19 protein-coding genes and 1 pseudogene are annotated in these 21,680 nt (G+C 74.2%); 9 read left to right on the forward strand and 11 right to left on the reverse strand.

From position 1 onward, the window contains the following. Positions 1-639: 639 nt before the first annotated feature. From ABZ117_RS20665 to ABZ117_RS20675, 3 genes are all read left to right on the forward strand, one after another. Positions 640-774, forward strand: coding sequence for a hypothetical protein (locus tag ABZ117_RS20665; protein ID WP_356822718.1), 135 nt, complete (start codon positions 640-642; stop codon positions 772-774). A 166-nt stretch (positions 775-940) separates the two neighbouring features. Then, entirely contained in the window at positions 941-1,930 is a 990-nt protein-coding gene (locus tag ABZ117_RS20670) for an aldo/keto reductase (RefSeq protein ID WP_356822720.1), read from the forward strand. 302 nt (positions 1,931-2,232) lie between these two features. Next, positions 2,233-3,540, forward strand: coding sequence for an MFS transporter (locus tag ABZ117_RS20675; RefSeq protein WP_356822836.1), 1,308 nt, complete (start codon positions 2,233-2,235; stop codon positions 3,538-3,540). A 47-nt stretch (positions 3,541-3,587) separates the two neighbouring features. Here ABZ117_RS20675 and ABZ117_RS20680 read toward each other — a convergent pair whose 3' ends face one another. Genes ABZ117_RS20680 through ABZ117_RS20690 form a run of 3 tightly spaced genes read right to left on the reverse strand, consistent with a single transcriptional unit; the run spans position 3,588 to position 5,274 of the window. Next, complete coding sequence (locus ABZ117_RS20680) at positions 3,588-4,319, reverse strand: metallophosphoesterase (protein WP_356822722.1); 732 nt, start codon at positions 4,317-4,319, stop codon at positions 3,588-3,590. Continuing rightward, positions 4,316-4,591, reverse strand: a complete 276-nt coding sequence (locus ABZ117_RS20685) for a BON domain-containing protein (protein ID WP_356822724.1) — start codon at positions 4,589-4,591, stop codon at positions 4,316-4,318. The genes ABZ117_RS20680 and ABZ117_RS20685 overlap by 4 nt, the downstream gene beginning before the upstream one ends. Further along, positions 4,588-5,274: a hypothetical protein gene (locus ABZ117_RS20690; RefSeq protein WP_356822726.1), complete on the reverse strand. Its 687-nt coding sequence runs from the start codon at positions 5,272-5,274 to the stop codon at positions 4,588-4,590. The genes ABZ117_RS20685 and ABZ117_RS20690 overlap by 4 nt, the downstream gene beginning before the upstream one ends. A 232-nt stretch (positions 5,275-5,506) precedes the next feature. Here ABZ117_RS20690 and ABZ117_RS20695 point away from each other — a divergent pair, with 232 nt between their 5' ends. Next, positions 5,507-6,655 carry a PP2C family protein-serine/threonine phosphatase gene (locus ABZ117_RS20695; protein WP_356822728.1) on the forward strand — a complete coding sequence of 383 codons (1,149 nt, stop codon included), beginning with the start codon at positions 5,507-5,509 and terminating at the stop codon, positions 6,653-6,655. Positions 6,656-6,835: 180 nt separating this feature from the next. Beyond that, the gene (locus tag ABZ117_RS20700; RefSeq protein ID WP_356822838.1) at positions 6,836-7,897 is read left to right on the forward strand and encodes a glycerophosphodiester phosphodiesterase family protein; all 1,062 of its coding nucleotides are present in this window, start codon (positions 6,836-6,838) and stop codon (positions 7,895-7,897) included. A gap of 67 nt (positions 7,898-7,964) precedes the next feature. On the opposite strand, the gene ABZ117_RS20705 is transcribed toward ABZ117_RS20700, so the two are convergent. From ABZ117_RS20705 to ABZ117_RS20715, 3 genes are all read right to left on the reverse strand, one after another. Continuing rightward, complete coding sequence (locus ABZ117_RS20705) at positions 7,965-8,465, reverse strand: hypothetical protein (RefSeq protein WP_356822730.1); 501 nt, start codon at positions 8,463-8,465, stop codon at positions 7,965-7,967. Between the two features lie 309 nt (positions 8,466-8,774). Beyond that, complete coding sequence (locus ABZ117_RS20710) at positions 8,775-9,590, reverse strand: SAM-dependent methyltransferase (protein WP_356822731.1); 816 nt, start codon at positions 9,588-9,590, stop codon at positions 8,775-8,777. 62 nt (positions 9,591-9,652) lie between these two features. Then, positions 9,653-10,528, reverse strand: a complete 876-nt coding sequence (locus ABZ117_RS20715) for a helix-turn-helix transcriptional regulator (RefSeq protein WP_356822733.1) — start codon at positions 10,526-10,528, stop codon at positions 9,653-9,655. Between the two features lie 310 nt (positions 10,529-10,838). On the opposite strand from ABZ117_RS20715, the gene ABZ117_RS20720 reads away from it, so the two are divergent. Together ABZ117_RS20720 and ABZ117_RS20725 are read left to right on the forward strand one after the other, a co-directional pair. Then, the gene (locus tag ABZ117_RS20720; RefSeq protein ID WP_356822735.1) at positions 10,839-11,540 is read left to right on the forward strand and encodes an ATP-binding protein; all 702 of its coding nucleotides are present in this window, start codon (positions 10,839-10,841) and stop codon (positions 11,538-11,540) included. Positions 11,541-11,845: 305 nt separating this feature from the next. Continuing rightward, on the forward strand, positions 11,846-12,502 hold the full coding sequence (locus ABZ117_RS20725; RefSeq protein ID WP_356822736.1) for a GNAT family protein: 657 nt from the start codon (positions 11,846-11,848) through the stop codon (positions 12,500-12,502). A 177-nt stretch (positions 12,503-12,679) separates the two neighbouring features. Here the strand turns inward: ABZ117_RS20725 and ABZ117_RS20730 are convergent. From ABZ117_RS20730 to ABZ117_RS20740, 3 genes and pseudogenes are all read right to left on the reverse strand, one after another. Next, a pseudogene (locus tag ABZ117_RS20730) lies at positions 12,680-13,552 on the reverse strand (acyl-CoA desaturase); the annotation flags it as partial. A 90-nt stretch (positions 13,553-13,642) separates the two neighbouring features. Continuing rightward, positions 13,643-14,890: a beta-ketoacyl-[acyl-carrier-protein] synthase family protein gene (locus ABZ117_RS20735; protein ID WP_356822738.1), complete on the reverse strand. Its 1,248-nt coding sequence runs from the start codon at positions 14,888-14,890 to the stop codon at positions 13,643-13,645. Positions 14,891-15,317: 427 nt separating this feature from the next. Continuing rightward, positions 15,318-15,674, reverse strand: a complete 357-nt coding sequence (locus ABZ117_RS20740) for a lysophospholipid acyltransferase family protein (RefSeq protein ID WP_356822740.1) — start codon at positions 15,672-15,674, stop codon at positions 15,318-15,320. A gap of 253 nt (positions 15,675-15,927) precedes the next feature. On the opposite strand from ABZ117_RS20740, the gene ABZ117_RS20745 reads away from it, so the two are divergent. Then, complete coding sequence (locus ABZ117_RS20745) at positions 15,928-17,211, forward strand: cytochrome P450 (protein WP_356822742.1); 1,284 nt, start codon at positions 15,928-15,930, stop codon at positions 17,209-17,211. A gap of 141 nt (positions 17,212-17,352) precedes the next feature. Beyond that, positions 17,353-18,972, forward strand: coding sequence for a peroxidase family protein (locus tag ABZ117_RS20750; protein ID WP_356822744.1), 1,620 nt, complete (start codon positions 17,353-17,355; stop codon positions 18,970-18,972). A 50-nt stretch (positions 18,973-19,022) separates the two neighbouring features. On the opposite strand, the gene ABZ117_RS20755 is transcribed toward ABZ117_RS20750, so the two are convergent. After that, the gene (locus tag ABZ117_RS20755) at positions 19,023-19,283 is read right to left on the reverse strand and encodes a hypothetical protein (protein ID WP_356822746.1); all 261 of its coding nucleotides are present in this window, start codon (positions 19,281-19,283) and stop codon (positions 19,023-19,025) included. A 34-nt stretch (positions 19,284-19,317) separates the two neighbouring features. Further along, a complete protein-coding gene (locus tag ABZ117_RS20760; protein WP_356822748.1) occupies positions 19,318-21,486 on the reverse strand; it encodes an acetoacetate decarboxylase family protein in 2,169 nt (722 codons plus the stop codon). Positions 21,487-21,680 lie beyond the last annotated feature (194 nt).

Here is a 21,680-nt window from a genome sequence, read left to right on the forward strand (position 1 = left end):
GTCCAGGCGTACTGACGGCGTTGCGGGTCGAGTCCGACGGCCTGCGGTGCAGTCGGTGAGCCGCTGTCGCTGGGTTGTGGCGTGCCGTCCTTGCGACAGACGGAAGCGTCCGGGTCTCCGAAGGTGGCCGGAGGGTATAGCCGTTGGGGCAGGTCGGCCCGTCCCGGCCGTCCGTCCCGTCCTGTCGGGGCGGCCCGGCGGGTCGGGGTCTCGGCGGCCATGACGGGCCGTGCTGCCCGTCCTTTGCCGTCCTCCCCTGGCGAACCTGACGCTCCCGGTGGTCCGGGCGGGCCGCTGGGGCCGACGACGTTCTTTCCGGGTTCGCCGCGGCTGCCCGGCGGCCCCGCCACAGGGAATGCTCCGAGCCGCTCGACCTGTGCGGCCAGCGCGTCCCGGGCGTGGTTCACAGTCCTCAGCTCCTGGTGCAGCCCGCCGAATTGAATGACCCGCAGGGCCATGCCTGCGAACAGGACGACGACCATCCCGGTGATCACGGGCTCGGCACGCGGCAGCGAAAGCCGCCGCGACGGCTCGGGGCGGTGCTTCGGGTCGCTCACTTGGCCACCACCGCCCAGACCGCTATGACGCTGGGATGAGGCAGACGGCCACCGGGACGAGCAACTGCTAGAGGCGGGCGCGATGCCCGCCGCGCAGCTGCGCGACAAGCCGGTGGTCACGCAGAACGACCTGTTCGAGAAGCTGGTGGTCACGCAGAACGACCTGTTCGAGCTGCCCGTGCGGCCCAATCCACAGTCCGGCACGGAGCGGGCTTGACTTCGAGCGCGCTCCAGCTCGTAGCGTCGCGGACAGCCGGTGCGGAAGAGAGCGTTCGCACCCGGTGTCCCGCACGGGATGCCGGGTGCCGGAATCCGTCGCTAGATGGAGGCAGGCCCTCGTGCCGTGCGGAAATGACGATCGAGTGTGCAGGAAGGGATCTCCCATGCAGAAGCGCAGGCTAGGGGACCTCCAGGTATCGGCCATCGGGCTCGGGTGCATGGGGATGTCCGCCTTCTACGGCTCCGCCGACCGGGAGGAGGGGATCGCGACCATCCGGCGCGCCCTCGACCTCGGTGTCGACTTCCTCGACACCGCGCAGATGTACGGTCCGCTCACCAACGAGTCGCTCGTCGGCGAGGCGGTCAGGGGGCGCCGCGACGAATACGTGATCGCCACGAAGTTCAATTACCGGATGGACGACGCCGTCCCCGGCGACATGAGCACGGTCGGCCGGCAGGACGGCTCGGCCGAGCACGTCCGCAGCTCGGTCCACGGCTCGCTCCAGCGGCTCGGCACCGACCACATCGACCTCTACTACCAGCACCGGGTCGACCCGAACGTGCCCATCGAGGAGACGGCCGGCGCGCTGGGCGAGCTGGTCGCCGAGGGCAAGGTGCGCTACATCGGCCTGAGCGAGGCGAGCGCGGAGACCATCCGGCGCGCCCACGCCGTGCACCCGGTCACCGCGGTGCAGAGCGAGTACTCGCTGTGGTCGCGGGACGTGGAGGCCGAGGTGCTGCCGGCCTGCCGGGAGCTGGGCATCGGCTTCGTGCCGTACTCGCCGCTGGGCCGCGGCTTCCTCGCGGGCCGCTTCTCCTCGCCGGAGGAGCTGGACGAGAACGACTTTCGCCGCACCAACCCGCGCTTCACGGACGCCAATCTGGAGGCGAACCTGCGGCTGGCGGCGAAGGTGAAGGAGATCGCCGCGGAGAAGGACGTGACCCCGGCCCAGCTGGCCATCGCCTGGGTGCTGGCCCAGGGCGAGAACCTGGTGCCGATCCCGGGCACCAAGCGGCGCACCTACCTGGAGCAGAACGCCGCCGCGGCCGGCATCGAGCTGACGAAGGACGACCTGGCCCGCATCGACGCCGAGCTGCCGCGGGCGGCGGGCGAGCGGTACGACGAGGCGGGGATGCGGACGGTCAACCGCTGACCCGCGTGGGGCGCGGTCGGGGTGCCGGACGCCGCGGGGCGCCGTGCGGCTCCCGGCATCTGTGAGGAAGCCCACGCGGGAGCCCAAGTCACCCCGCCGGAGGGGTGCTTGAGGTGAGGACGAGGTACGGGCCGGCGGCGGTGGCGAGGAGCCGCCCGTCCCGTCTGTCAGCATGGTCGACGCCCTGACCAGGCGGCCCGGCCGTGCAACGCAGCCGGACCGACGGGATCCGCCGGTCTCCTCCCCGTCACCTGGTTGTCGAGTATCCCGCCGTGTCCCGTGCCTCCGCCCTGCCCGCGTCCATGCCCTCCGCCGCCGTCTCCCGTTCGCCGTGGCGGTCTCTGCGGCACCGCGGCATGCGCTGGTGGTCGGCCGCGAACTTCGTCTCCAACGCCGGCACCTGGATGCAGCTCACGGTGCAGAACCTGCTCGTGCTGCACATCACGGGCTCTGCCGCGGCGACCGGTCTGTCGATGTCCGTGCAGGCGGCACCCGCGCTGTTCGTGAGCCTGCTCGGCGGCGCGGCCGTGGACCGCTGGCCCCGGAAGCTGACGGTCACCGTGAGTCAGGCCCTGCTCGGCGCGGTCGCCTTCACGACCGCGCTGCTCGTGGCGCTGGACCGGATCGACCTGACGGCACTGCTGGTGCTGGCCGCGGTGACCGGTGTCATCGCCACCGTCGACGGACCGGCCTGCGCCCTGCTCGGCAACGACCTGGTGCCCTCGGAGGACGTGCCGTCCGCGATCGGTGTGGGCGCGCTCGTGCACGGCGCGGGCCGGCTGGCCGGCACCGGCCTGGCCGGGATGACCGTCGGCTTCTTCGGCACGGCCGCCGCGTACGCCGCCAACGGGCTGTCGTTCCTGTTCGTCGCCTCGGTCGTGCCGCTGCTGCGGCCGGCCGCCCAGGCCGCGGCGGCCCGGCCGGCGACGGGGGCCCGTGCCGTGCCGGCGCGTGCGGAGCTGACCGTGCGGGAGGGGCTGGCCTTCTTCGCGCGCCGCCCCCGGCTGGTCGCCCTCGCGGGGATCACCGGCATCAGTTCCGTCTTCGGCCGCAATTACGGCCTGACCCTCGCCGTCCTCGTCACCGGACCGCTCGCGGGTGGCGCCGGGACGTTCGGCACGGTCTCCACGGTGCTGGCCGTCGGCGGCATCCTGGGCGCGGTGCTCGGCGCGCGGCTGCGCAGGCCGTCCGTGCGGACCGTGGGCCTGCTCGCGATGGCGGGCGCGCTGCTCCAGGTCGTGGCGGGCCTGTCGCCGTCACTGGCCGTGCTGCTGGTGCTGGTGCTCCCGATGGCGGTCGTGGAGTCCGTCTCGGACACCGCCGGTACGGCCGTGCTCCAGACCGATCCGCCGCCGCATCTGCGGGGCCGGGTGCTCGGGGTGTGGAGCAGTGTCGGCACGGTGTGGAGCCTCGGCGGGCCGCCGTTGCTGGGCCTGCTGATGCAGTGGGCCGGGGCGCGCGGCGCCCTGGTCGCCGGCGGGCTGGTCGTCGCGGGTTCGATCGGCGCCGGCCTGCTGGCGCGCCGCCGCGGCGAGCCGGTGCCGGTGACGCTGACGGCGGCGCGGGACGGTGACGTGACCGGCCGGGAGTTGCTGGGCACCGCGGCCTGAGCGGCCGGCCCGCGTCACAGGCCGGCGGTACGGGGGCGGGACCCGCCTCACTCCTGCCGACCGGGCAGGTGGTACACGTGGAAGGCCTGCCCGATCACCGGCTGGGCCACATTGCGCACGCGGACGCCGCCGCTGGTCATCCCGTGCTCGGTGCCGGCGTGGGCGTGGCCGTGCACGGCGAGGTCGGCGCCGGCGGTGTCGATGGCCTCCGCGAGCAGGTAGCTGCCGAGGAACGGATAGATCTCCAGCGGTTCTCCGGCGAGGGTGTCCGGTACGGGCGAGAAGTGGGTCAGCGCGATGCGTACGTCGCAGTCCCGCTGTTCCAGGTCCTTCAGGGCGCCGTGCAGGCCGTCGGCGCACCGGCGGGTGTAGCGGACGAACTCCTTCATGAGCGGTTCGCCGAACTCCCCGGCGCAGCGCCCGACGAAGCCGCCGCCGAAGCCCTTGGTCCCGGCGATCCCGATCCGCGCGCCGTCGGCGCCGATGACGGTGGCCTGCCCCTCCAGGACGTGCGCGCCCGCGTCCCGCAGGATCGCGGTGACCTCCTCGGGGCGCTCGTCGTGGTGGTCGTGGTTGCCGAGTACGGCGACGACGGGCACCCCGAGGTCCTTGATCTCCCGGGCGACGACGGCGGCCTCCTCCGGTGTGCCGTGCCGGGTGAGGTCGCCGGCGAGCAGCAGGACGTCGGCGCACTCGGGCAGCGTTTCGAAGGACGGACGCAGGGTGCCCTGGCTGTCGGGACCCATGTGGATGTCCCCGACGGCCGCGACGCGGATCATGTCAGGTCCTCTCCGTGGTCGGGTGAGGTGGTGCCGGCGACGAGCAGGTCGCAGTGGACCGGGTGCCCCGCCAGTTCCTCGCGGGCCAGCTGGAGGATCTCGTCCCGGCACTGGGTGGACGGCACGGTGCCGGTGAGCAGGACGGCGTCGCCGCGCATCTCGAGCCGGACGCCGAGTTCCCCGAGGTTTCCGGAGGCCAGGTGTTCGGCGAGGTGGGCGACGCGGTAGTCCAGGTTCCCGGCCGTCGGCGGGGGCGGGCTGGTCTCGGTCATGACTGCCCCTCCTGGGCGTCGATCACGTTCAGCCGTTCGAGGAGGAAGAGGAACGCGGCGGCCATGGGCTGGTCGCCGCAGGACGCGCGGACCTCGTCCCAGTCGACCTTCTCGCGCACGGCGCGGGCCACCGGCAGGACCGACCCAAAGTCGCAGTAGTGCTCCGAGAAGGCGGTGATCAGACTGCGGATCAGGTCGGTCGGGGACAGCACGGGCATGAGCACCGAGTCGACCGGCAGCACATGGGCCCGGTCGAGCATCTCCCGGGTGACGGGCTGGTGGGCCAGCGAGAAGATGATGTCGACGTTCTGCCCGTGGCAGGTGGTCTTCAGCAGCCAGTCCTCGGGCGGGGTGAGCACGGCGAGGCCGGCCTCACGGATGGTGGCGGCCACCGCGTCGGCGTCGTCGGGCAGCACGCAGAAGTCGGCGTCGTGCTGGAGATAGCGGCTGCCGCCGTGGGCGTAGACGGCCACGCTCCCGGCCAGCGCGAAGGGGTGGCCCGCCCGTTTGAAGAGGGCGCCGATCTGTTTGGCGGCCTCCAGGATCGCCTGGCTGCGGTCGTGTGGCAGGTCCGCCGGCTCGGGAGCGGGTCCGGCCTGCTGATCCGGTCCGTCCGTGGCGAGGCGGAGCCCGGAGGCCTCCGGTCGCCGGACGGGCACGGCTTCCTCCCCGTTGTGCGTCATGACCTCTCCATTCGGCGCCTTTCGCCCCCGGGCCTGCCTGATCGGCTCCGGGGCTCGTACGGGTACCCGGCGTGCCGCCACCGACACGGCGCCACCGGAAGGTTCAGCCCTGCGCCACGAGCGCCGGGGTGACGGCGGCGAGGGGCTGCGCCGAGGGGGCGCCCGGTGTCCGCCCGGCCCGCCCGCCGGTGGCGAGTGGCCGCTCGACCGGCCCGGGAGCACGCTGGTAGGCATGGCATCCCGGCTCGGGCGCGCGGGTCCGCGGCGACCGTGGCAGTCGGCCCACACGCTGCTGCTGCTTCCGGTCGTGCTCATCGTGGTGATCACGGTGGTGGACATGCGGGCCCCCGACGACGTCCACCTCGGGCCGGCGCTGGTGATCGCGCCCGCACTCACCCCTTCCTTCGCCGGGCCCCGGACCACCGCGGGCGTCGGGGCGCTCGCGGTGGCCGCACAGATCGTCATCGGTGTCACCCACGGCGGGCTCGGCACCACGAACCACGTCGTGCAGATCATCACCCTCACGGTCCTCGTGGTGCTCACCGTTCTCTACAGCGCCCTGCGCGAGCGCCGCCAGGCCCAGCTGGCCCAGGTCCGTACGGTCGCCGAGGCCGCGCAGCACGTCCTGATGTGGCCGCTGCCCGAACAGATCGGCCCGCTGCGGATCGCGTCGCTGTACCTGGCCGCGGAGGACGAGGCACAGATCGGCGGAGACCTGTACGCGGCGACCCGGTCCGGTGGCGCGGTCCGCGTTCTGATCGGTGACGTCCGCGGCAAGGGCCTGTCCGCCATCGGGGAGGCGGCCCTGCTGCTCGGCGCCTTCCGGGAGAGCGCCCACCGGCACCTCGCGCTGGCCGGACTGGCCGGCGCCCTGGACCAGAGCGTCACCCGCTACGCGGCCGAGCTGGACCCCCCGGACGAGGCCGGCGAACGGTTCGCCACCGCGCTGCTCGTGGAGATCCCGGACCGTGACCCGGTGACCCGGATGACCAGCTGCGGCCACCCGCCGCCGCTGCTGCTGAGCCCCGGTCACGTCGTCACGGTCCCGAGCCTGCACCCGTCGCCGCCGCTCGGGGTGCACGCCGGTGACGAGCACACGCTGGACGTGTTCTCCTTCGAGCCGGGCGACACCCTGCTGCTGTACACCGACGGGGTCGTGGAGGCGCGGGACGACCGTGGCCGGTTCTATCCCCTCGCCGACCGGGTCGCCCGCTGGACCGACGACAGCCCCGAGGCGCTGATGCATCATCTGCGGCGCGATCTGCTCGCCCATGTCGGCGGGCGCCTCGGTGACGACGCCGCGCTCATCGCCCTGCACCGCACCCCCGCCGAACGCCGCCAGCACCACGGCCACGGCGGCGGCCCGGCCCGGCCGGGCTGAGGGCCCCGCGTTCAGCTCCCCTTGCGCCGATGTTCGTCCCGGGGGGTGGCCCGCCCCGCCGCGGTGTCGGGAGAATCTGAGGCGCGCGCTCCGGCCCCCGTGCCCGACGGCGGACACCGTGTACGCGTCCCGACCGCGGTGAGGTTCCCGATGCTCTTACGACTCTTGCCCGTACGGCGCCTGCCGGTACGGCAGCTGCTCGCCGGTCTGGCCCTGGTGCCGGCGCTGCTGTCGCCGGTGGCCGCGCGGGCCGTGCCGGGCGGCCCGCCGGCGGCGCGCTTCGACCTCCAGGCGCATCGCGGTGGCCTCGGGCTGACGACCGAGGAGTCCCTGGAGGGCTTCGGCAAGGCGATGCGGCTCGGGGTGTCCACGCTGGAGCTGGACACCCAGGTGACCCGGGACCTGAGGGTCGTGGTCGATCACGACCGGCAGGTCAGCGGCGTCAAGTGCCGGGACACCGGCCCGGTCGCGCCCGGTGACCCGATGTACCCGTACGTCGGCAAGTTCGTCAAGGATCTGACGCTGGCCCAGATCCGCACGCTGGACTGCGGTTACCAGCAGTTGCCCGGCTTCCCGGGGCAGGAGGTCGTCAAGGGCTTCCGGATGGTGCAACTGAGGGACGTCCTCGACCTGGTGAGGCGCTACCACGCGCGGCAGGTCACGCTGAACATCGAGACCAAGGTGGAGGCGGGTGCGCCCGAACAGACCGCGCCGCGCGAGGTGTTCGTCCGCCGCGTGTACGAGGAGATCCACCGCTCGGGCCTGGAGCGGCAGGTCACCGTCCAGTCCTTCGACTGGGGCGCGCTGAGGGTGATGCACCGGCTGGCGCCGAAGTGGCCGCTGGTGGCGCTGACCAATCACGACTTCCTGGAGGTCGGCGAGCCGGGCGCGTCCCCGTGGCTGGGCGGGATCGACGCGGACGACTACGGCGGGGACTTCGTCCGGGCGGCGGCGACGCTTCCCGGCGTCACGACCCTCTCCCCCAACTACGGCTTCCCGCAGACCGGAAAGGTCGGCGACCCCGGATTCCGGTTCTACTCCGACGCGGCGATGGTCAGGGAGGCGCACGCCCGCGGACTGAAGGTCGTTCCGTGGACCTGTGACGACCCGGCGACGGTGGAGGCGCTGATGGGCCTCGGGGCCGACGGGATCATCACCGACTACCCGGACCGGGTCCGGCAGCTCATGGCCGCCCGCGGCATGCCGCTGCCGCGGTCCTTCTTCCCGCACGGTCGCGGCTGACCGGTGCGGCGGGCGTGGGGCCCGCCCCGAATGGGGCGGGGCGGGGCCGCACGCCCGGTGCCGCCGGTCAGCCGACCGGCTTCAGGCGGGTGATCTTCAGGGTCTTCAGGTCCGACTGGACGTCGATCCGGCTGACCGTGGGGTGCGCCCCGTCGCTCCAGGTGAGCGTGACCCGGCTGGTGGCGTGGCCCGCGCCGGAACCGGTGTAGGCCACCTTCCACTTCACCGGCACGTTCTGCGCGAAGAGGATGCCGTCGGCGTGCTCCTTCTTCTCGTAGGCGGCGACGGCCTTCTTGGCGGCGGCGGAGAGGTGGAAACCGCGCAGGGCCTTGGCGCTCGCGGCGGCCGTGGGGTCGTCGGTGGCCCAGACGGCGTCGATGTAGGCGCCGTAGAAGTCGGCCACGTGCTGGGTGGCGTTGCGCGGGTCGCCCTGGGCGGACGACATGGCGGCGGCGCGGGTGGTGTGGCTCGCACCCACCCCGGCGAGGGCGGGCGTCACCGCGGCCAGGGTGAGGCCCGCGGTGAGCGCCGCGGCGGTGAGCAGGGTCTTACGGCTGCGGATGGACATGTGTCTCTTTCCCCCGGTTTCTTCGCGACCGGCCCGATCCCGGCCGTCGACGGACCGTAAGACCTCGTTTCCCGCGGTCCGGTTCCGACGCTCGGCGATCAGTTCCGGCCATCTCCCGGGGGTCGCGCGGCGGCGCCGGACCACGACCGCGCGGTGGACGGCCGGCGCGGCGGCGGTGCCTGCGCGTGCGGGTGTCACGGGTGACGTACGGAGGGGCTCACGGTGTCGCCCGGGCGCCCACCCGGCCCGTCGTACGGGCGGGGCGGGACCGGGGTCCGGGAGGTGGGTCGGACCCCGGCCCCGGGTCTGTCACGGCTTGCGGGCGACCGCGCCGTACATCGCGATGTCCTCGTCCCGGATGCCCTTCTCGCCGGTGCCGTCGGGGTGCCACTTGTGCACCTGGACGATGCCCGGCTCGACCAGTTCCAGGCCCTCGAAGAACGCGTGGGCCTCGTCCAGGGTGCGCAGCCGCATCGGCATGTTGCGGGCCGCGTACTCGCGGGCGACGCGGCCCACCTCCTCGGGCGCGAACTCGGCGGTGCCGATGGACATCGCCAGATAGCTGCCGGACGGCAGCGGTTCCAGCAGCCGGCGGACGACACCGACCGCGTCGTCCTCGTCCAGCATGAAGTGGACGATCGCGATGACCGTGAGCGCGACGGGCCTGCTCAGATCCAGGGTCTCGCGCAGCTCGGGGGCGTCCAGGATGGCGGACGGGTCACGGAAGTCGGCCTCGATGTACGAGGTCCGGCCCTCCGGGGCGCTCGCGAGCAGGCCCTGGGAGAGGGTGAGGACGATCGGGTCGTTGTCGGCGTACACGACCCGGGACCCGGGGGCCACGGCCTGGGCGATCTCGTGCAGGTTGGGCGAGGTGGGGATGCCGGTGCCGATGTCCAGGAACTGGCGCACGCCCGCCTCCTCGGCGAGCCAGCGCACGGCACGGGTCATGAAGTCGCGGTTGGCGCGCATGTGCACCGGGAGCGCGGGCCACTCCCGGGACATCGCGTCCCCGGCCTCCTGGTCGGCGGGATAGTAGTCCTTGCCGCCGAGTATGTAGTCGTAGATCCGGGCGGAGTGGGCGTTCTCGGTGTCGATCCGGTCGGCCGGCCATCCGTTGTCGGGCAACGCCGTGTCTCCCATTCGGTCGGTGGGTCTGCGGGGGGCGGGGAATCGCGTCACGGGTCGGATCACAGCTCCTCGCGCAGCGCGCCGAGCAGGTCCTCGGTCTTCCGCGCGGGCGCGGCCTGCGCGCCCAGCCGGTCCAGGGCCTCCCGGTACACCACGACGTCCTCGGCCTTGTCGAGGTAGACCGCCCCGACGAGTCCGCTGAGGTAGGCGATGTCGGGCAGTTCGCGGGCCCGGAAGCGGAACAGGTGGAAGGCGCCGGCCCGCAGGGCGGGATGGGGGCCGTTGCGGAACGGCATGAGCTGCACGGTGACCTGGGGCAGCCGGCTGACCTCGATGAGGTGGTCGATCTGCGCGCGCATCACCTCGGGCCCGCCGACCGGCCAGCGCAGCACGGTCTCGTCCATCACCACCCACAGCCGCGGCGGTGCCGGCCGGGCCAGCACCTCCTGGCGGCGCATGCGCAGCGCGACCCGGCGTTCGGTGGCCTCGGCGGACGCGTGCGGGTTGGCCGCGGTGAGCAGGGCACGCGCGTACTCCTCGGTCTGGAGCAGGCCGTGCACGAACTGGTTCTCGTACACGCGGATCTGGAGAGCCGCCTGTTCCAGGCTGAGATAGGCGGCGAACCAGTCGGGCATGACATCGCGGTAGGTGTGCCACCAGCCGCGCTTGTTGGCCTCGCGCACGGACTGGAGGAAGGTGTCGATCTCCTCCTGGTCGGTGACCCCGTAGACCTGGAGGAGTTTCTCGGCGTCCGCCAGCCGCAGCCGGGCGACCTTCGCGGCCTCCATGCGGCGGATCGTGGAGTGGCTGACCCCGATCGCCGCCCCCGCCTCGGCGTAGCCGAGTCCGGCCCGGGTGCGCAGTTCCTCCAGCTGTCTGCCGAGGATCATGCGCAGCACGGAAGGCGCACCGCCCCAGTCGGTCTCCGCGGTCACGCCCACCCCCCTCGTCCGGTGCCCGGGTCACGTTCGTACGCGATCGGTTTCCCAGCTCATTCGATCACGTTCTGGCGGATGCAGCATGCACTTGGCTACTTGCAAATTTCAACTCGGCGGTTGCGGGGTGTTGTTGGCAGGTGCCAGAGTGGGCCCACCGCTCCGGTCGACCAAGGAGCGGGCGGCGCGGCCGGCTCGGGGGAGACGGGCCGCACCACGGTCTCCGCGGAGGCGGTGCGCCGTCCGTCGCTCCGTGGCCGGGCCGACGGTGACAACCCCCGACAAGCGAGGCCACGAAAGGCGCACGGCGATGGCTCCGCCCTCCCTCCCCCGACCGCCCGACGACCGGACACCGGACCGGCTTCCCTGGAAGCAGGCGCCGTTGCTCCTGTCCGGGGCGCCGCCCGGACACCGGGCGGCGGACCCCGAGGCACCCCTGCGCCGGCTACCGGACGGCGGGCAGTCCCTGTGCCGGCTGCCCGCCCCGGCCGGCATCCCCGGCCCCGGAGGCGAGCGCCCCGGTCGACTCCCCGGGCCCGACGGCCCCGACCGGCTCGCCCCCGGGGCCCCCCTCCCCGCCACCGCCGCCTGCGATCCGCCGGCGCCGGTCCGCCGCGGCACCGCCGCCTTCGATCTGCCGGCCGAGCCGGCGGCCGTGGGCACCGCCCGCCATGTCGTACGGGACCTGCTCACCGCCTGGAGGGTGCCGGAGGACGCCCGGGACGACATGGTCCTGGTGGTCTCCGAGCTGGTCACGAACGCCCTCGTGCACGCGGCCGGCGAGTGGATCGGCTGCCGCCTGACCGACGCGGCGGACCGGGTGCGCATCGAGGTCGAGGACCAGGCCAACGGCGGCCCGGCCCTGCCGGCGGTCCGCCGTCCCGGCCCCGGCGACCCGCACGGGCGCGGCCTCCTCCTGGTCGGCACGCTGAGCCACGACTGGGGAGTGGAGGCCGTCCCCGGCCGGCGCGCCCGCGTCGTCTGGGCGGAACTGCCGTCCGGCCGCGCCTGACCCCCGCACCCAGGAGTCACGCCCCCGGACCGTCCCCCACTCGTCCGAAGGAGCCCCCCATGCACCACAGCGCCCCCACCCCCACCCCTGCCCCGGCCGCCGACCCGTCCTGGACCCGCACCCGCCCGAGGCCCGGCTCGCAGGAACAGTCCGGCTGAACCACGCCCCGTCCCGCGCCGGCCCCGGCACGGCATCCGTCCCGCGACCCGCTAGATTCACCGCCGGTGCGGATCGTCCGCACCGGCGGCGGCGCGTGTCCCGTACGGGATCCGGTCCGCCGCGTGTGCCGTCGCATCGGGGGTTCCATGGTCTGGTCACTGTTCCGCCGGGGCCCGGCCACCCGCGGACTGCCCGTGCCGGGGCGGTGCGCGCCCGGCCGGCACGTCCTGGCCACCGAGCGCCTGCTGCTGTTCACTCCCCGGACCAGACTGGACGTCGTGGCGGCACTCGCCGCGAGCGCGGACGCCGAGGCTCAGCGGTGGCTCGGCACCCAGGCGGACGAGGTGGTGCCCGGCCCCGGCACCCGCCGGAACCTGCTGGCATGGCGGCCGGCCGGGGACGACGGCCGCCGGATCCCCCGCGGCCTGGCCGAGCCGTACGCGCCCGGACCGGACGACCCCCTTCTGCTGGTGTGCGTGCGCAGATCCGACCTCAGTTACGCCGGTGCGCTCGAACTGGACCACCGGTCGGGCGAGATGGGCGGCTGGCTGGCGCCGGGCTGCCGCGGCCAGGGCCTGGGTGCGGAGCTGTTCCGCGCGGGCGCCGAACTGGCCCACCGCCATGTCGGGCTGGCCACCGTCCGGGCGGGTGCGGAGACCGGGAACACCGCGAGCCGCCGCGCCCTGGCCCGCGCCGGCTTCGTCCGGGACGAGGGCCCGCCCCGGCACACCCTCCCGGACGGCCGCGTGATCACCAGCGTCTGGCACCGCCACGACACCCCGACAACCTCCCGCTGCCACTGACCACGGACCGACCCGGGGGCCACGAGAACCGGCCACCACGAGCGGGCCCCTCGCCGGCCGGGACGAGGGGCCCGGCCGGGACGGGGAGCGGCCGGGACGGGGAGCGGCTTCGCCGGCCGGCACGGGCAGTCCGCCCCACCGGCCCCCATGTCCCGTCACCGGAGCCGTGCGCCGGGGCTACTCCCCCGGCTCGCGCCGCGCCGTGATCCGGTGGCGGTCCGGCCAGCGCACGTCGTAGGCCCAGCCGAGCCGTTCGAACCAGCGGATCAGCCGGGCGCCGGCGTCCAGCTGGCCGGTGAGCACGCCGTGCCGGGCGCTGGTGGGGTCGGCGTGGTGGAGGTTGTGCCAGGACTCGCCGAAGGAGAGCGGGGCCAGCCACCACACGTTGCCGGAGCGGTCCCGGCCGCGGAACGGGCGGGAGCCGGTCGCGTGGCAGATGGAGTTGATGGACCAGGTCACGTGGTGGACCAGCGAGATCCGGACCAGCCCGGCCCAGAACAGTGCGGTGAGCGCACCGTGCCAGGACCGGGTCAGTGCGCCGCCGAGCAGGGCGGGCAGGGCGAGGGAGGCGAGGACCAGGACCCCGAAGCGCCGGGAGATGAGCATCAGGGTGCGGTCGCGGACGAGATCGGGCGCGTATTGAAGCGGCAAGGTGTGCCGGGTCTCGAACAGCCAGCCGAGGTGGGCGTAGAGCATGCCCTTGGCGAGGGCGCGGGGTGAGTGGCCGTACCGCCAGGGCGAGTGCGGGTCCCCGTCGCGGTCGGAGTACTTGTGGTGCTTGCGGTGGTCGGCCACCCAGATGATGAGCGGGCCCTGCACGGCGAGGCTGCCGGCCAGGGCGAGGAGGACGCGGAGCGGCCGTCTGGCCTTGAACGAGCCGTGGGTGAAGTGCCGGTGGAAGCCGACGGTGATGCCCAGTCCGCTGATCAGGTAGAAAGCCAGGGCGAGGTCGGTGAGGCTGAGGCCGTGCCGCCAGGCCAGGGGCAGGGCGGCGAGCAGCGCGAGGGACGGTACGGCGACGAAGACGCCGATCATCAGCTGCTCGCCGGTGGGCCAGGACCGGCCGCCGGCCGCCGGCCGCCGGCAGGGGGGAGTCGGAGATCTCCGAGGACATGGCTGCCTCTCTCGGCCGCGGGCGGGTTAGTCGACGGCGGTGAAGGCCAGGACGGCGTTCTGGCCGCCGAAGCCGAAGGAGTTGCTGACGGCGGCTCGTATGCGGTGCGGCCGGGGCACCTTGGCGACGACGTCCAGGTCCATCGACGGGTCGAGGGTGTCCAGGTTGGCGGTGGGCGGGATCAGCTGGTGGCGCAGGGTGAGGACGGTGCAGGCCGCCTCGATGGCCCCCGCCCCGCCGATGGCGTGCCCGATGGTGCCCTTCAGGGCGGTGACGGGCGGGGGCCGGTGGAAGACCCGGTGCAGCGCGTTGTGCTCGGCGGCGTCGCCCTGCGGGGTGGCCGTGCCGTGCGCGTTGACGTGGTCGATGTCCTCGGGGGCCAGTCCGGCGTCGGCGAGGGCGCCGCTCACGGCGCGGGCGGCGCCGTCGCCGTCGGGGTGCGGGGCGGTGAAGTGGTGGGCGTCGCAGGAGGCTCCGAACCCGGCGAGCAGCGCCGTGGGCCGTACGCCCCGGGCGCGGGCGTCCTCGGTGCGTTCCAGGACGAGGACGGCGGCGCCCTCGCCGAGGACGAAGCCGTCACGGTCGCGGTCGAAGGGGCGGGAGGCGGCGTGCGGGGCGGCGGAGCGGCGCGAGAGGGCGCGCATCTGGGCGAAGCAGGCTGCGGTCATCCGCAGCCGGGCGGACTCGCTGCCGCCGGCGAGGACGAGGTCGCACCGGCCGGACAGCAGCCAGTCCCGGGCGAGGCCGATCGCGCTGGTGCCGGACGCGCAGGCGGTGCTGACGACCATGTTGGGGCCGAGCGCGCCGAGGTCCAGGGCGATCTCGGCGGCGGCCATGTTGGGCACGCTGCGGGGCAGTGCGAGGGGGGAGACACGCTGCGGGGTATGGTCTGCGAGCCGGTCGAACTCGGTCTGCCAGCCCTGCATGGACCCGGTGCCTACGCCCATCACCACGCCGACGCGGGGCCCGTCCCAGCCGGTCGGGGTGAGCCGGGCGTCGGTGACGGCCTCGCGGGCGGCGAGCAGCGCGAAGGTGGTGAACCGGTCGAGCCGGCGGGCGAGCCGGTGACCGAGCAGGCCGGCGGCGTCCAGGCCGGGCACCCGGCAGGAGAAGGCCACGGGCAGTCCGTCCAGGCCGGGGTCGGCCGCGGCGGTGGACTGCCCGGCGCACAGGCCCGTCCAGGCCGCGTCCTTGCCGATGCCCGCCGGGGTGACGAGACCCAGTCCGGTGACGGCGACCGGGGCCCGTCGTACTCCTGCTCTCACCTGGTGCATGAGGCGTGATTATCCGTGCCGTGAGGGGCTGTTGCGGGCCGCGGCAACTCGATCGGCCCAGGACGGGGACCGGTACCACCCGGATGCGCGAATCGGGCCGGGCCGGTGGACGCCGGGGCGGGTGGCCGGAGGCCACAGCCGGATGGACGCCAGGACCGCCCGGACCTCAGTGCGGCCGGGACGCCAGGGCCACCCGGCGGTCAGTGCCACCCCGCGGTCAGTGCCACCCGGCGGTCAGTACCCCCCGGCGGGCAAGTGGCCGTCCCCGCCGGATGCGCCTCCCCTCCGGGCATGCTCTCCCCACCGGGCGTGCCCTCCCCGCCGGGTGCGCCGTCCTCGCCGGGCCCGCCGTCCAGGGCGCGGACCGCGTCGGCCCAGGCGCGGGCGAGCGCGGTCTCCAGGTCGTCCGGGGGGCGGTCGGAGGTGTTCAGCCGGACGGGAGGGCCGATGTGCGCGTGGACTGGGTGCGGCGCACGGGGGCCGTCACCCAGCCCGTGAGCTGTTCGGCACGGCCGCCGGAGGAGACGCGGCGGGCGCCGTGTCCGACGGGGACGACGGGGGCGCCGGTGGACAGGGCGAGCCGGACGACACCGGCCTTCAGCCGTCCGGGCAGGCGGTCGTGGGAGGCGCGGTGGCGGGGCGGGCGGCCCTCGGGGTGGATCAGCACGTCGTGGCCCGCGGTGAGCGCGTCGGCGGCGTGCCGCAGGGCGTCCGGGGCACGGCGGCTGCCCCGGTGCACCGGCACGTAACCCTCCCGGGTGAGGGCCGGGCCCAGCAGGGGCACCCGTCACAGTCCGGCGGTGGCCAGGACGGCGGGGCACAGGCCGAGCCGGTGCAGGGTGCCGATGAGGAGCACGGTCGTGTCGCCGACGACGGGCACCGGAGCCCCGGCCCACGCCGACAGCATCGTGCGCTCCTCTCCGCCGTGCGGTCCCTGGGGTGATCATGACGGGGGGCGGCGCCGGCGCGCACGCCCGCGCTGCCCCGAATGCCGGTCCGGGGTGCGGTGGCCGCCGGCCGGTGGCTGAATGGCCGTCATGGACTTTCTCGCCGCGTACGACGCGATCGCGGAGGACGACGTCCCGCAGCGGGTGGCCCTGCTGCGGGAGGCCATGGCGACCGGCAGGGCGGCCCTCTTCACCGAGCTGCGCGCGCACCGGCCGGTGTTCGGCACACCCGTCGGGGTGTTCGTCACCCGGCACCCCGACGTCCTGGAGGTGCTGTCGGCGCCCGGGACGTTCACCGTGGGGGTGTTCGGGCCGGCACTGGAGGACGTGCTCGGGGCACCGTTCGTCCTCGCCAGGGACGGCGGTGACGTGCACTGGCGCGAGCGCGGGTACGGGCAGCTCATGCTGGCCGCCGAGGACGCGCCGCGGGTGCGGGAGCTGACCGCGCGGATCGCCGACGAGGTACTGGACGAGGCGACCGCCGGTGACGCGGACACCTTCGACCTCGTCCAGGACTACGCCCGCGTGGCCGCCGCCCGGGTCGCCGCCGCCTATCTGGGCTTCGCCGGCATCGAGGAGGAGACGCTGCACTCCTGCACCCTCCGGATGCAGTGGGCGTTCGCCGTGAATCCCGGCCGCGACCCGGAGGTCCACGCGGCCGGTGTGGCCGCCGGACGTGAACTGCGTGACGCGGTGGCCGGCTTGATCGCACGCCGCCGGGCCGGGGACCCCGGGGACGGCCCCGACGACGTCCTGGGCCGGATGCTGCGCACCCGGCTGCCCGCCGAGTACGGTTTCGACGACGAGCGGATCAACGCCAACCTGGTCGGCTACCTGACGGGCTACCAGCAGAACGCCACCCAGTGCACGGCCACCGCGCTGAAGGAACTCGCCGTACGCCCCGGCGTGCTGGCCGAGGCGGAGCGCGCGGCGGCCGCGGGCGACCCGGCCCGCTTCGACGCCTACGTATGGGAGGCGCTGCGCTTCCATCCGTTCGTGCCGGTCACACCCCGGCTGTGCGTACGCGAGCACGTGCTGGCCGCCGGCACGGCGCGGCAGACGGTGATCCCGGCCAAGAGCGTGGTGCTGGCCTGCTTCGCTTCGGCGATGTTCGACGAGGAGGTCGTGGACGCGCCCGGCGAGTTCCGGCCCGGGCGCCCGCCCGCGCACAACCTGGTCCTCGGTCACGGCGCCCACGACTGCGTCGGCCGGTACGCGGCGCGGGTGATCGTGCCGGAACTGGTGCGGCGTGTGCTGCTGCGCCCCGGTGTCCGCCCGCTGCCCGGTGGTGAACGCGCCCTGGACTACGCGGGCACCCCGTTCCCGCAGCACTACCGGGTGCGGTCCGGGCGTACCGCGGTGCCCACGGCCTGACACCGGGACGCGGCACCGGGGCCCGCGCACGGGACCTGCCCCGCGCCCCGCACACCCCGACGACACCAGGATCCGCACACCGGGACCGACACCAGGATCCGTACACGGGGATGCGGCCCGCGACCGACCGGAGGACGACCCATGACCGTCACGTCTCGCTCAGCCCAGGCCAGGACCGTGCCGTGGACCGGGGTCAGGGACAGGTCCAGGGACGGCGTGCGCAACCGCTTCGAGACGCGTCTGCTGACCCGTTTCGGCCCGGTCTGGCGGGCCGCCCAGCGCAGCAGGTGGCTGCACCGCAGGCTCAACTCCACCCTCACCGACCTGGCCGTGCTCAAGGCGCCGCCGCGTCCCAACCCGCTGAGCACCAAGGCCCCGTACACCTCCTGGGACTCCCTGACCGATCGCTCCTGGGTGGGCCGGCACCTGCCGCCGGTGGCCGCCGTGCGGAAGGACCTGCCCGCGCCGGAGAAGGTCGCCGAGCTGTTCCGGCGGGAGGGCGAGGGCCGCTACTGCACCCGGTCCACCGCGCTGCTGCCGGCGTTCGCGCAGTGGTTCACCGACGGCTTCCTGCGCGGCCACGCCGCCACCGGCGACCCGCGCCGCACCGACTCGCCGCACACCCTGGACATGTCCCAGCTGTACGGCGACCGCGAGGAGGTCACCGCCTGCCTGCGCACCTTCGAGGGCGGCCGGATGAAGAGCCGGATCATCGGCGGGGCCGAGTTCCCGCCCGCCCTGTGCGAGGGCGGCCGGATCACGGACGAGTTCCGGGCGATCAAACCGGTCCGGTTCGAGGAGGTGCCGGAGACGTACGTGGACACGCTGTTCGCGTGGGGCGGGGAACGCGCGCACGCGCACATCGGGCCGATGGCGATGAACGTCCTCTTCCTGCGCGAGCACAACCGGGTCGCCGGCGTCCTCGCCGACGCGCATCCGGACTGGGACGACGAGCGCGTCTTCCAGACCACCCGCAACACCCTGATCGTGATGATGATCCGGGTGATGCTGGAGGAGTACATCAACCACATCACGCCGTACCACTTCGCGTTCGTCCTCGACCCCGTCCGCACCGACCGCGGGGTCTGGCACCGCGAGAACTGGGCGACGATCGAGTTCAGCCTGGTCTACCGCTGGCACAGCCTCGTCCCGTCCACGTACGGTCTCGGCGGCCGTGAGGTGCCGCTGGAGCGGACCGTCACCAACGGGCAGCTGGTCCTGGACCGGGGCCTCGGCCCGCTGTTCGAGGACCTGTCCCGGCAACCCGCGGGCCAGGTCGGCCTGTTCAACACGGACGCGCTGCTGCTGCCGCTGGAGGCGCACGCCGTCGCCGTGGGCCGCGACCTGCGGCTGGCCTCGTACAACGACTACCGCGCCTACTACGGCTTCCCCCGGGTCACCGACCCGCGGCAGATCTCCGGTGACCCGCGGATCCAGGAGGCGCTGCTCGAGATGTACGGCGACGTCGACGCGATCGACCTGTACGTCGGGCTGTTCGCCGAGGAGCCGGAGCCCGGTGCCGTCTTCGGCCGGCTGCTCGAACGCGTCATCTCCGTCGACGCGTTCTCCGAGGCGCTGAACAACCCACTGCTGGCGCCCCGCCTGTTCACGCCCGGCACCTTCTCCCCCGAGGGCCTGCGGATCGTCCGCGGGACGCGCAGCTTCTCCGACCTGGTGCACCGCAACCTCCCGGAGGAGAAGACGCGTTACTTCGTGTCACTCGGCCGGAGCGCGGCGGACATCCGGACCCCGGCCCGCTGAGCCGCGCCTGGGGAACGGCGGGGCCGCCCGGCGGTGCCGCCCGGCCGGGTTCAGTCCCCGGCTCGGGCGTGCGCGAGCAACGCCTCCGCGGCGGTGCGCAGTTGTTCCGCCGCCGTGGTGCAGGCGGCGGCCTGCCGTTCCAGGGTGGGGCGGCTCCACTCCGGTGCCGCCGGGCAGTCGCCGAGCGTGTCGGCGGCGGCGCGCAGCCGTCGCGCGTACTCCTCCATCAGCTCGGCGTCCGACCGCAGCGTACCGGCGCTGTCGGGGAGCCGGGTGTCGTACGGCGTCACTGCGGGGGACTCGGTCACCATGGTGTACTCCCGGTGGGCGGGCTGTGCGGGGAGGTCAGCGGGGCAGGAGGGCGCCGGCGCTGCGGTGCAGCATGAACTGGGGGCAGGTCAGGACGAACAGCGGCCGGGCCGTGTCGATACCGAGCCGGCGCAGCTGCCCGGCGAAGGGCTCGGCCGCCGCGGTGTCCAGCCGCAGCCCGATTCCGCCGCCGCGGTGCAGGCGGAGCCTGCCGTGGGCCCGGACCAGGGTACGCACCGTGCTCCCGCCCCGGCGGCCGTAGAGGATCCAGTCGGCCTCGGGACAGGGCACGCCCCGGCCGAGGCGGCCGCCGACGGTGATGCCGAGGTCCGGGGAGCCGGCGCGGATCTCCCGGCCCATCAGATCGGCTTCGGCGGTCACCCGCAGCACGGGCTGGCCCCAGATCTCCTGGGCGACGACCCGGGCCTCCTCGCTGGTCACGGCGAGGGAGAGGACGTAGCGGCCGGTGCGGCGCAGGTCGACGCGGCGCAGCAGGTCCAGGGCGATGTCATAGGGGCTGGGCCGCCACAGGTCGTCCACCAGCACGGAGAGGACGATCTCGGTGTAGGGGCCGATCGTGGTGCAGCGGTGCTCGTACACCGAGAGCACCGCCATGGCCCGGCTGCCCAGCCGGCTCGGTGCCAGCCAGGTGACGTCGGGCAGCAGGCTCCGGGCCGTAGCGGCGTCGACGGGGAAGCACAGGTGGGCGGCGGAGGAGTCGTAGTAGCGCACGGGTACGTCGACCGGGCCGGCCGCGGTGGGCACGGAGGCGGTGGGCAGGGTGAGGAAGGGGTAGCCCTCGGGCGGGTTGGCACGGTCCTTGAGCTGGTAGGCCTGGGTGCGCACGACGGGGCCCCGGTAGGGGGTGAGCGCGTCGTCGACGCGCTCCCGGGCCTCGGGGATCACGGTCCTGAGGTGCTCGATGTACTCGTGGATCATGTGGCAGAGCGGGAACTCGTGACCGGGCCCGATGTAGTCGACCTCGTACCAGGCGGGGTGCGGGTCGAACGCGGAGCCCGCGCCGCGGCCGTCGAGGACGGGCACGATGTCGTGCTGGTTGGTGATGCTGGCGACCCAGGTGCGCGGGTCGGCGGGTCTCTTGCTGTCGACCGGGGAGCCGACGGCGACGACGTGGGTGACCCGGTAGGTGCGGCAGAACTCCTCGTCCTGGGCGAGGTTCATCAGGGCGATCCCGCCCTCGCTGTGCCCGATCAGCGCGAGGTCGGCGCCGCGCGGGATGCCGTAGTCGTCCAGGGCGAGGAGGATCGAGCGGGTGTACGGCGAGTCCGTCAGGAACAGGTTGCGCCAGGCACCGACGAAGTCCTGCGGGGAGTCGTTGCGGGGGCGGCCCGGTGCCATGCCGGGCGCCTGGACGACGTAACGGACGACACCGTCCGGACCGCGCACGTTCTGCACGAGGATCCGGCCGTCGGTGGAGAGCATCTCGATGTTGCGCAGGAAACCGAGGAAGGAGCCTTCCGGCGCGATGACCTGCCTCTCCTGGTCGGTCAGCTCGACGGCCTCGGCGGCGCCCTCACCCTTGTCCAGCTGCGCGACCCGGGCGGCGCTGACGCCGTGCAGCGGGTCGGCGGACAGCGCACGGCCGGCGGCCAGCGCCCAGCCGGTCTCGTCGTTCTGCGGGTCCTCGTCCAGCAGGGCGCGGATCGCCAGGAGTTCGGCCATCAGCGGGGCCAGCCCGGACAGCGCGCGCTGGGCCCCCTGGTCCCGGAACAGTGCCCGCAGGGCCCGCACCGACTCCAGGTCCCGGTCGGCGGTGACGGCCTCCGTCAGCCGGCGCATGCCCGGATCGCGCTCGAACTCGGGGTGGTCGATGAGTACGGCGGCGATCCGCAGCCGCAGCGAGCCGACGGCCACCAGCGCCGCCAGGCTCTCCCGGCCCAGCACCTCTCCCGCCGCGCCCAGCACATGGCCCACGCCCTTCGGGGCCGTGATCGCCGAACCGCCCAGGCCCTGCTTGTTGGTGAGGGCGCGCAGCAGCGCCCAGCGGGCGGCGAGGCCGGTGCGGGGGCGCCGGCGCGCGGAGGCGGCCAGGTCCGGGGAGAACAGGGCGGTACTGGTGCGTGCGGACACCGCGCGGATGCCCTCGGCGACGTCCACCACGTCCCGCGCGCACCGGCGCAGCAGTTCCTGGACGTCCTGACCGTCCGGCACGGGCCGTCCGGGTGCGGTGCCCTCCGCTCGCATCCGACGCTCCCTCGGCTCGACGACGTGGGGACAGGGGTGGGGCCGCGTCCGCGGGCGCGGCCTCGCCCCCATCGTCGGCCAGGGCGAGCGGGCCCGCACCTTCATCCATCCAGGTAGAGGTCGCGCACGGCCGCCGTGCGGCCCGCCGAGCCTGGGCCGTGAGGTCGTACGACTGCCGCATAATCGCCGCACAT

It is taken from the genome of Streptomyces sp. NPDC006309, assembly GCF_040613095.1.
Lineage (GTDB): Bacteria > Actinomycetota > Actinomycetes > Streptomycetales > Streptomycetaceae > Streptomyces.